The sequence below is a fragment of the Lentisphaerota bacterium genome, from assembly GCA_016873675.1.
Classification (GTDB): Bacteria; Verrucomicrobiota; Kiritimatiellia; order RFP12; family JAAYNR01; genus VGWG01.
On record VGWG01000108.1, the window covers coordinates 1 to 8769 of the forward strand.

At 61.4% G+C, this 8769-nt stretch carries 6 protein-coding genes; 3 read left to right on the forward strand and 3 right to left on the reverse strand.

All coding sequences use genetic code 11. The annotated features are described in order from the left end of the window. Nucleotides 1-207 precede the first annotated feature (207 nt). From FJ222_10735 to FJ222_10745, 3 genes are read left to right on the forward strand one after another with little or no spacing between them, the layout of a single operon-like run. The gene (locus FJ222_10735) at nt 208-1764 is read left to right on the forward strand and encodes a formylglycine-generating enzyme family protein (GenBank protein MBM4164894.1); all 1557 of its coding nucleotides are present in this window, start codon (nt 208-210) and stop codon (nt 1762-1764) included. Nucleotides 1765-1786: 22 nt separating this feature from the next. Further along, nucleotides 1787-3157 carry a hypothetical protein gene (locus FJ222_10740; GenBank protein ID MBM4164895.1) on the forward strand — a complete coding sequence of 457 codons (1371 nt, stop codon included), beginning with the start codon at nt 1787-1789 and terminating at the stop codon, nt 3155-3157. Further along, nucleotides 3141-4340 (forward strand): carbohydrate kinase family protein, encoded by a 1200-nt coding sequence (locus FJ222_10745; GenBank protein MBM4164896.1) that lies wholly within the window; start codon nt 3141-3143, stop codon nt 4338-4340. The genes FJ222_10740 and FJ222_10745 overlap by 17 nt, the downstream gene beginning before the upstream one ends. A 147-nt stretch (nt 4341-4487) precedes the next feature. On the opposite strand, the gene FJ222_10750 is transcribed toward FJ222_10745, so the two are convergent. From FJ222_10750 to FJ222_10760, 3 genes are read right to left on the reverse strand one after another with little or no spacing between them, the layout of a single operon-like run. After that, nucleotides 4488-6380: a hypothetical protein gene (locus tag FJ222_10750; GenBank protein ID MBM4164897.1), complete on the reverse strand. Its 1893-nt coding sequence runs from the start codon at nt 6378-6380 to the stop codon at nt 4488-4490. Next, on the reverse strand, nt 6367-7077 hold the full coding sequence (locus FJ222_10755; protein MBM4164898.1) for a DUF4276 family protein: 711 nt from the start codon (nt 7075-7077) through the stop codon (nt 6367-6369). Before FJ222_10755 ends, FJ222_10750 begins: the two co-directional genes overlap by 14 nt. Beyond that, complete coding sequence (locus tag FJ222_10760; protein MBM4164899.1) at nt 7074-8195, reverse strand: hypothetical protein; 1122 nt, start codon at nt 8193-8195, stop codon at nt 7074-7076. The genes FJ222_10755 and FJ222_10760 overlap by 4 nt, the downstream gene beginning before the upstream one ends. Nucleotides 8196-8769: the final 574 nt, after the last annotated feature.

The window sequence follows — 8769 nt, forward strand, 5'->3', positions numbered from 1 at the left end:
CTTCGTGCGCGCGACGCGCCCATAGGATGCGCGTCGCCCGTATGGAATGTGCACAATACTGAATTCAAGGTGCGAGGCAATGAAGTAAAATCGCACCCCGCCGATGACCCAGTAAAAAATATCGCTGTAAAAAATATCGCTTGCGTATCATCGCCGCCTGTGATACTAACTTGCGCACTGGGGTCTTCAAGCAAAGGGGGTGCGCGCATGGCTACACAGACGCACACATCAGCCAATCGACGTGGCGGCTGCCGCAGGATTGCCGCGATTGTTTTTGCGATGATGCTCGCGTCCGGGGCGGCCTTTGGCCGGAACATCCGGGTCAGCAACGTGCGCTGCACAGAGCATCCCGGAGCCCCCGGGCAAAGCGACGTGCAATTCGATTTGGCTTGGGAGGATTCCTGGCGGTCGGAGTCCGTGGAGCCGGCGGAAAGCAACGTCACGGGGAAGGCACTTCCAGTGAAGAACTGGGATGCGGCTTGGGTGTTTGTCAAGTTCCGCGCGACGGGCAGTGCCGACGGTTATTCGCACGCGCGGCTTTCGTTGCAGGCCGCCGATCACGTCTTGGCCGCCGGCGCGGCCGCTTCCGTCGGTCTGACCGATGACCGGGGCGTCGGTGTGTTTGTCTACCGCGCGGAGGCGGGGCGCGGCAAGAACGATTGGAAGGGCCTCAGTGTGCGCTGGTTGCACGGCGAGGACGGCGTGGCCGCCGTGGCGGCGGTCGAAATTAAGGTGTACGCGATCGAGATGGTCTATGTGGATCAGGGCGCGTTCGCTGTTGGCAACACGGGGCCTGAACTCAGCAAGCTGAATCTGACGGTGATCACACAGACAAATCCGACGATGGCGGGGGGGCGCCCGGTCGGCATCGCCGAGCCCGATTACCCCGCTTGGCCCAATGGCTATGCTGCCTTTTACTGCATGAAGTATGAAATCTCGCAGGGCGAGTATGCCGCGTTCCTCAACGCGCTGCCGCGGGATGCGTGCGGCAGGACCGCGAGCCTGACCGATTCCAGTGCGCTCTATTACGCCCCTGCGGCACCGGTGTCGCGCTACTCCCTGACGGGTGACTGGCCAAACATCGCCGCGTCAAAACCGGGAGTGGCGTGCAATTTCCTCTCCTGGTTTGACGGCGTGAAGTATGCGGCGTGGGCGGGGCTGCGGCCGATGACCGAGATGGAATTTGAGAAGGCGTGTCGCGGGCCGCTCAATCCCGTTCCGGGCGAATACGCGTGGGGAACGGCCGATATTGCTGGAACCGATTTTCCGGTCCCCTCGACCGATGGTTATGCGCTCCAGTCGGACGGCGGACCGGATGAATCCGTCACGTGGGTCGGCGCCAACGGCCCTGGCGGGACGGTTGGTAACGCGGTGTGGAGCGGGACCGTGCGGCGCGAGAGTGATGCGATGTTCGCCGTCAACACGATCAACGGTCCGCTGCGCGTCGGCATCTTCGCGAAGGAGGGGAACACGCGGGTCCTCTCCGGGGCGTCGTATTGGGGCATTCTGGAACTGAGCGGCAACCTCTGTGAGCGCGTCGTGACCATTGGCAATAGGCAGGGGCGCGGTTTTCAGGGGTCGCACGGCACGGGAACCGTGTCAGTCCCGCTGGATTGGCCTTCCAGTTCGGCCGATGGAACAGGGCTTCGTGGAGGCAGTTGGTTCTCCTGGGATCTGCGCGTTTCCGAACGCAATGCGGCCTCGCTTCGGGTTCCGGAACGGAAGGCCGAAACCGGCATGCGTGCCGTGCGCACGGCGCCATAATCGAAACAGACCGGAGCATGGCATGTGGCACAGGATTGGGGCGGTGGCGATCGCGTTCGTTGTGGCGGCAGAGGCTCAGATGATCGGTCCGGGCGCGGGTCGGGAGGCCAATCGGGAGGCGGTCAAGCGCTGGACGGAATCGCAGCGCAAGGAGGAGCCCGCAACCCGGCGCGTGTGGCCCGGCGTCGTGGCCGATACGGCGGCCCGGACGGTGACGGCCGTCATTGAGGCGGTGGGGGATCGGGGCGTCCGCTATCCCACCGAGTTCATCGTGGTCGGCGAAACCAGCGCGAAGGACTACGAAGCGCTGGCTGTGCTGCTAGCCAAGCCTTCCGACGTGGCGCGTGGGCTTGAGGCGATCGGGATGCCGCGCGGCCGGCCGATACAGCCCCAGGCCTTCTGTTTCTGGCCTCGCGGCGAACGGGTCTCGCTCGCGATCCGGCCGTTTGCGGGGGGGGCTGAGCGGCCGATCGGCGCGTTCGTGTCAGACCAGCAGGCGGGCCAGGGGATGACGAATGTTTTCATTTATGTGGGATCGGTGTGGCACGATGACGGCACCTGCGAGGCGGATGCCCCTTCCCCGGGTTCGGTCGTTTCGACGTACAATGAGCCCGCGACGGTGCTTGATGCGCCGCGCCTGATTTCGCAGAACGCGGCCTACGGACGGTATGTGATCAACCCCGGGGTGATGGACAAAGAGTCGCTGTGGTGCCTGGTGCTTCGGCCTGAGCGGGCGGCGGACGCGCCGCCGCGCGTGGCGCCGGTCGAAGTGACGGTGCAGCCGCGCGCCGGCTTGGACACGCCTCCCGCCGGCGTCGCAGACCTCGAATGGGTGCTGCAGGAGCCGGGCGGCGGCGGGGTGACCAACGCGGCCGATGTGGCGGTGAAGGGATTGATGACGCGGGTCCAGTCGGGGCGCGAGCCGCACGTGGCTTGGCGGTTTGATGACCGGCTGACCGTGAAGGCCATGACCGAGCTGGCCCCCGTGATCGCCGCCATCGAGGGCGAGGACGGCATCCGCGTCGAGGGCCCGCCCGACGGCCAGCTCTATTACAAGGCGTACCAGCCGAGACCGGAATGGCGCACGCGCGAGAAACGGCTCATGCAACCGTACGAACTGCGGATCGAGCGCGACGGCGAGACCGGCTGGCGGAAAACCTTTGTCCACATTCACGAAGACTGGAACGACGAGACGAGCTTGGATCCAAAACTCACGGTCCGGCCGTCTCCGCTGCAGAACTGGGACGAGTTGGTCGAGCATGTTGAGAGACTCGGCCGGGGGCAGGGCGTGCTGCTTGTCTTTGCCCCGGCTGACGCACCGCTCTCGGTCTTCATGGAGGGCGTCCGCCGGGTGAAGAAAACCCTGCCGACGGTGTATGTGTTTGCGGAATAGCGCGATTTCTTCGGGAGTGAGTTGCACGATAAACGCACGTAAGACACTCAAGACGGTTGTAGCCGGCCACGTTTGCCTGGACATCATTCCGCAATTTCTGCAATCGGTGTCGCGGCTTGACGAGCTGGTTCAGCCTGGAAAGCTGGTTCAACTGGGTCCCGCCGTGGTTGGCACCGGCGGGGCGGTCGCTAACACCGGCCTCGCCCTTCATCGCCTGGGTTTGCCCGTGACGCTGATGGGTAAGGTCGGCGACGATGCCTTTGGCCACGCCATTCTAGACGTGTTCCGGGGCCACGATCCCGCTCTGGTGCGGACGATGATCGTCGATCCGAACGTCGCCACCTCCTACACGGTGGTGATCAATTTGCCGGGAATTGACCGGAGCTTTCTCCATTGCCCCGGGGCGAACGACACCTTCGCCGCCGCAGACGTCAGGCCGGATCTTCTGCACGGCATGGATCTGTTCCACTTCGGCTATCCGCCGTTGATGAGGCGGATGTACGCCGAGGCAGGGGAGTTGCGCCGGATGATCGAGTCCGTCAAAGCGGCCGGGCTAACCACCTCCCTGGATATGGCGCTGCCCGATCCAGCCTCGCCTGCTGGACAGACCGACTGGAGCGCGATTCTGACCGACTGCCTGCCCGTGGTCGACGTGTTCATGCCGAGCTTGGACGAGATCGTCCACATGCTCGATCCGCGCGAAGGCGAACGCATCCGCAGGCGCGCCGCCGATGGCATCGCACTCGGCGGTATGACGCCCGCCGGCGTGCGTGAGGTGGCCGAACGTCTGATTGGCATGGGCGTTGCCGCCGTGATGATCAAGCTGGGCAACCAAGGGGCCTACCTGCGCGTGACCTCCGATCGGGCGCGCCTGGCGCGCAGTGGCCGAGCCGCCGCGACGCTGCAGGGCTGGGCGGGGGCCGATTTTCACGCGCCCTGTTTCGCCGCTCGGGTCGCGGGCACCACCGGTTCCGGTGACTGCGCGATTGCCGGGCTGCTGGCTTCGCTGGCGCAGGGCCTGGGTGCGGCCGAAGCGGTTCGCATGGCGGTCGCGGTTGGCTCGGCCAGTGTGGAGACACCCGACGCCATCAGCGGCGTGCCGGCGTGGGATACGCTGCTGGCTCGTGTGGCCGATGGCTGGGCGCGGGACCGCCCCAAGGTTCTATTCGCGCACACGGCGTGAGCAGTATTTATCCTAAGAACGCATCTGTGTTCAGGATTGCGGTGCCGTTGCATCCGCCGGCGAGAAAGGCGCACAGCGTTTCGACACAGCCCTTGAAACTGATCCGCAAGACATTTCCGGTAGGTACATGGCCTTCCATACCCCGCGCTACACGAAGGCCTCGCTACAGATGATTTGAGGAATCGCCCTGTCGGACATGGCGAGACTGCGGTGGGCGGCAGCGTCCTTCAAGTTGTGCTGGTCGTAGATGCGGATTAGGTTCTTGAGGAGCCCTTCGCCTGTGACGGAGTTCCGGCGCAACTGGTTCAGTTCTCGCTTCACCGCGCCGGTGAGTGGTCCCCTGAAGACCTTCTCCAGAACATTGACGTTCTGCTTGATGTCCTCGTCCTGGTTGGCTTCAAACATGATTCTCATTTCCCGTAACACATAAAGTTGGCCGTGGGTCAGGTTCGCCGTGTAGGTTCGTTCGGCCTCGCGGTGCCGAACATCCTCCGCGAACTTACGCTGAATCGCCATGACGGCCTTGTTGTAACCTTTCGGCAACGGTGCGGCCTTGGCGTCGGGTGCGCACTTAACCGCGCAGACCACTTTGGGCACGTCCCGCGAGATTACTTCGCTCTTCTCGTCGAGCAGGAACAACTGCTGAAAACGCCCTGCCTGACAGAAGACGTACAGGCCGCGTTGCAGGGATGGCCTCGCCGTCCTGATCCCGTCGCGCAGACTGGCAATCCGTTCGTATTCGCCGGGGTTGTCCTTCCGTAACTGGCGCAAGATCTCCTCGGCTTCGTTCAGGTCAAGGAACTCGTCGTCCGCGCCCCCCCACAGGTCCAGTTGGACCGGAGCACCGCCCCGCATCTCGTAGATGGCGTACATGGCGTCTGGGTTCAGTTTCTCTGTCCGGTCAAGAATCTCGGAATCCTCGCCGATGGTGTCGTGGATTTCCTGAATGCGGTTGTGCAGTTTCTCCTTGAGGCCGAGATTCTTGTCGAGCTTGGTTTCAGGCAGGAAGTTGAACCCGAAAATGAGTTCGTGTTCCGACCCGATACGGTCAATGCGCCCGAAACGCTGAATCAGCCGGACCGGGTTCCAGTGAAGGTCGTAGTTGATGATGTTGTCACAGTCCTGGAGGTTCAAGCCTTCCGCCAGAACGTCGGTGGCGATCACCATCGTCAGTTCCGGCTCGTTCTGGGCGAACCGGTATTCCGGGTTTGCCTTGGGGGCGAAGCGGCCGACAACCTTTTCCTTGCTCTTGTCTCCACTAAAAATGATTTCGATGTCCGCGTGTCTGCGGTCGCGCACAAGGGCATAGAGGGTCTTCATGTAGATGTCATACGGGCGCACTTGCGCCGCCGCCCAGGACTCCTTGAGTTCGGTCATCAAGGCCCCGTCAAACTCCTGGGATTCCTTCCATAGATCATCGAACCAGCGAACCAGTTCGCCGTGGTTCTGGTTGCCCTGAACAACCACGTTCAACTCGGTGTTGTGGGTCAGCCCGGCCAGCGTCAGGTTGGAAGAGCCTACCACGGCGATCCCTTTTTCATGACGCGAAATCTCTTGCCCGACCCCATCGCACACCTTGCCGTAATCACAGATGTACGCCTTGGCGTGGAGGCGCCCCTTGGTGAAGACCCGGACCTTAAGCCGCTTTTCCTCGATCATGCGCATCAGCCCGACAACCAGCTCTTGCCCCTCATCCGTCTGATCCATCCATTCAACGGCGTTGCGGAGATTCCCCGCCGTCTCCTGGGCCATCTTCGCCGCCTCTGTGCGTTTCGGATAGGCCTGCCGCTCAAGTTCCTCGACCGCCAGATCAAGCCGCCGGTATCCCTCGGCCAACATTTCAACCGTCTCTTTGTTGGTCGTATTGCCGATGAGAAGCCGCAGTTCTTTCAGGTTCAAAAGCCGTTTCGCAACGCTCGTCAGGCCGGAGAGGAACAAGTAGCCCACCGCGAACCGGGCGCGTTCGGTCGATCCGAGTATCTGGGACAGGTGGTCAACCAATTTCTCGGTCCGGTTGTCTATGATGTCATGTGTTGGCATGAGCCAGCCCCTCAAGGCGTTGGATCCATTCGGCGAAATGAGCGCACTTTTGCCGGAGTGTCGGAAGACCGATCTTCCCGGCGACCAACGGGCCGGAGTCCGCTTTGTCGTACTCAGGAATCTCTGCGATGATTCGTTTAGACGGTGCAGTGCTCTTCCCGTTGTTAATCAGTTCTGGGTTACCGCCTTCCCTGTTGACCATATTCACAATGCGTTGAATTTGCTTATCGTGTTCCATGTATTCCAAACTCAATTGGAAGGGGTCGGCCAGAATGAGTGCCTCGAACTCATGGAGTTGAATGTACGGGATGAAACGAGAATCGTCCAGCGCCTGCCAGATGTCTTTGTACAGTGCATTCTCCAGTATCGCAATCCGGAGATACGGATCGGTCGCCTTCTCCGCCTCGGCATAACCGGGGAAGTCTTCGGGCAGAGCATACAGATCGAACATTGTCGTGAATCGCGCATCGGCGTTACGATCTTCTTTCATCCGGATGCAGATGTCTTTCTTGACGGTCTGATACGCATCCGTTCTGCGGAACCCTCCCCGATATTCTTTGTTGGCGCGATTGTCCTTGCTGGTCAAGACGGACTGCGCGTCGGCGAAAACGCCGTGTTCTACCAAATGCGGTGCAAGCACATCCTTTAGAAACCGCAATTCCGTTGATCCCTCGACAGTGACGTGTAACCGGATCATGGTTGACCTCCGAGCACGTTCTTTTCCCAAAGCTCACTGAGACAGTATCGCTCAAGCCATTCGCCAAGTTTCTCCGGATCGAGGCGGCGGAAAACGCTTCTGGGTTTCACCGCATCCCGCTCAACGACTACAACCTGATCGGCCGTGAACTCGTCAACCAGGCGAGGCGACTGAGTCGCCAGAATGACCTGCGTCTGTACCGCCGCCGCCTTCACCATCCCAGCCAGGGACGCAATCGCAGCCGGGTGCAGGCCCAGTTCCGGTTCATCTACAATGATGACCTTCGGTCGCATTTCGGGAGGCTGAAGAAACAGTGTCGTCAAGGCCATAAAGCGCAAAGATCCGTCAGACAACTGATGCGGGCCAAACAGGTAGTCGGACTCCTTCTCTCGCCAGTTCAGTCGCACGTATTTATCGTTGTCGGGCAAAGGGTTGAGGTCGAAATCGCCGAATTGCGGAACCATCTGCCTGACGTGTCGCACAATGCGGTCGTAGTACTTCTGACCGTCGGTCCGCTTCGTCAAACCCCGCAGAAAGGCCGCCAGATTCCCGCCGTCGCTTCGCAGATAGCGCGCATCGTCTGCATACCCCTCCGTGCGAATCTTGGCTGTGGCCGACGTGTCATGGAATTGGAATACCTTGCAGCCGGATAGCAGGGCCAGCGCCACACCACAGGTCATGTCTCCGCTCTTCGCCTGTTCCGAAAGTTGCGATTCCTTGCTTCCGCCGCCGAGTTGACGAACTTGCGGGGTCGGCTGACCGGCGGCATGGTAGGTGACGGTTTCGTCCTGAAAGAACAGCCGGTTCGTTGCGTCGCGCCGAAGCGTAAATGAGTACTCATCCTTCGCCCTTCCGTCCTCAAAATGCAGTCGGGCCGAGAGTTCCATCGTGGTCTTGGAGCCGAAGTAGACCAGCGAATCCGCAAAACCCTGGTCCGCCACGTATGTCTGCAATCCGCTCGATGTCATGAAGTTGACCATGCGCAGGAAAGATACCAGGTTGCTCTTGCCCGCGCCGTTCGCGCCGAGCAGAACCGTGACAGGGCCCAGGTCCAACGACTGGCCGTCGCCGTCAATGGATTTGAATCCATGGATTTCAAGTCTGGTCAGTTTGGCCATATCAGTTTCTCCTACACGTCATTCCTTAGTCATCTCCGGCGTCTCGGTCCCTGCCGGGGGGGCCACATCCTCAATCTCCCGCACTACGTCTAGCGATTAGCCAGGCTTGCACCTCCGGATGCTTCTTCCATGCCGGCTTGAGGATATCCCATGCAATCACGGCCTCCTCTGGACTCCCCATGGCGTACGATCCCGGCATCTTCTTCGGCAACCTCCTGAGCGCAGCAAAATAGGCTTCGGCATGCTCGTTCTGCTTCCGCGCCGCCGCGAGCGCTTGGGTTGCGCCCCCCGTATCGCCCGCCAGATAGCGTTCGAGCACGTAGGCCCAGGCGAACATAGCGCGGTGCTCCCGCTCGTCGTATTCCCGGAAGAGGCGATTCGCGCCGTCGAGGTTGTTCAGTGCCAGATAGAGCGCCATGAGCCCGTAGCGCACGCCCAGATTGTCGTTCGGACAGAGTTCGAGCATGCCCTCGTGTTCGGCCACGGACTCCTCCAGCCGTCCAGCCGCCTTCAGGCAAGTGGCCAGACGAGACCGCGCCCGCATGTAGGGCCGCGTCTCAAAAAGCCCCCAGAA

Bases quoted from the DNA above. Each gene is read 5' to 3' on its own strand.
- FJ222_10745 (MBM4164896.1), top strand. From the start codon at position 3,141: ATGTGTTTGCGGAATAGCGCGATTTCTTCGGGAGTGAGTTGCACGATA.
- FJ222_10760 (MBM4164899.1), bottom strand. From the start codon at position 8,195: ATGGCCAAACTGACCAGACTTGAAATCCATGGATTCAAATCCATTGAC.
- FJ222_10735 (MBM4164894.1), top strand. From the start codon at position 208: ATGGCTACACAGACGCACACATCAGCCAATCGACGTGGCGGCTGCCGC.
- FJ222_10740 (MBM4164895.1), top strand. From the start codon at position 1,787: ATGTGGCACAGGATTGGGGCGGTGGCGATCGCGTTCGTTGTGGCGGCA.
- FJ222_10750 (MBM4164897.1), bottom strand. From the start codon at position 6,380: ATGCCAACACATGACATCATAGACAACCGGACCGAGAAATTGGTTGAC.
- FJ222_10755 (MBM4164898.1), bottom strand. From the start codon at position 7,077: ATGATCCGGTTACACGTCACTGTCGAGGGATCAACGGAATTGCGGTTT.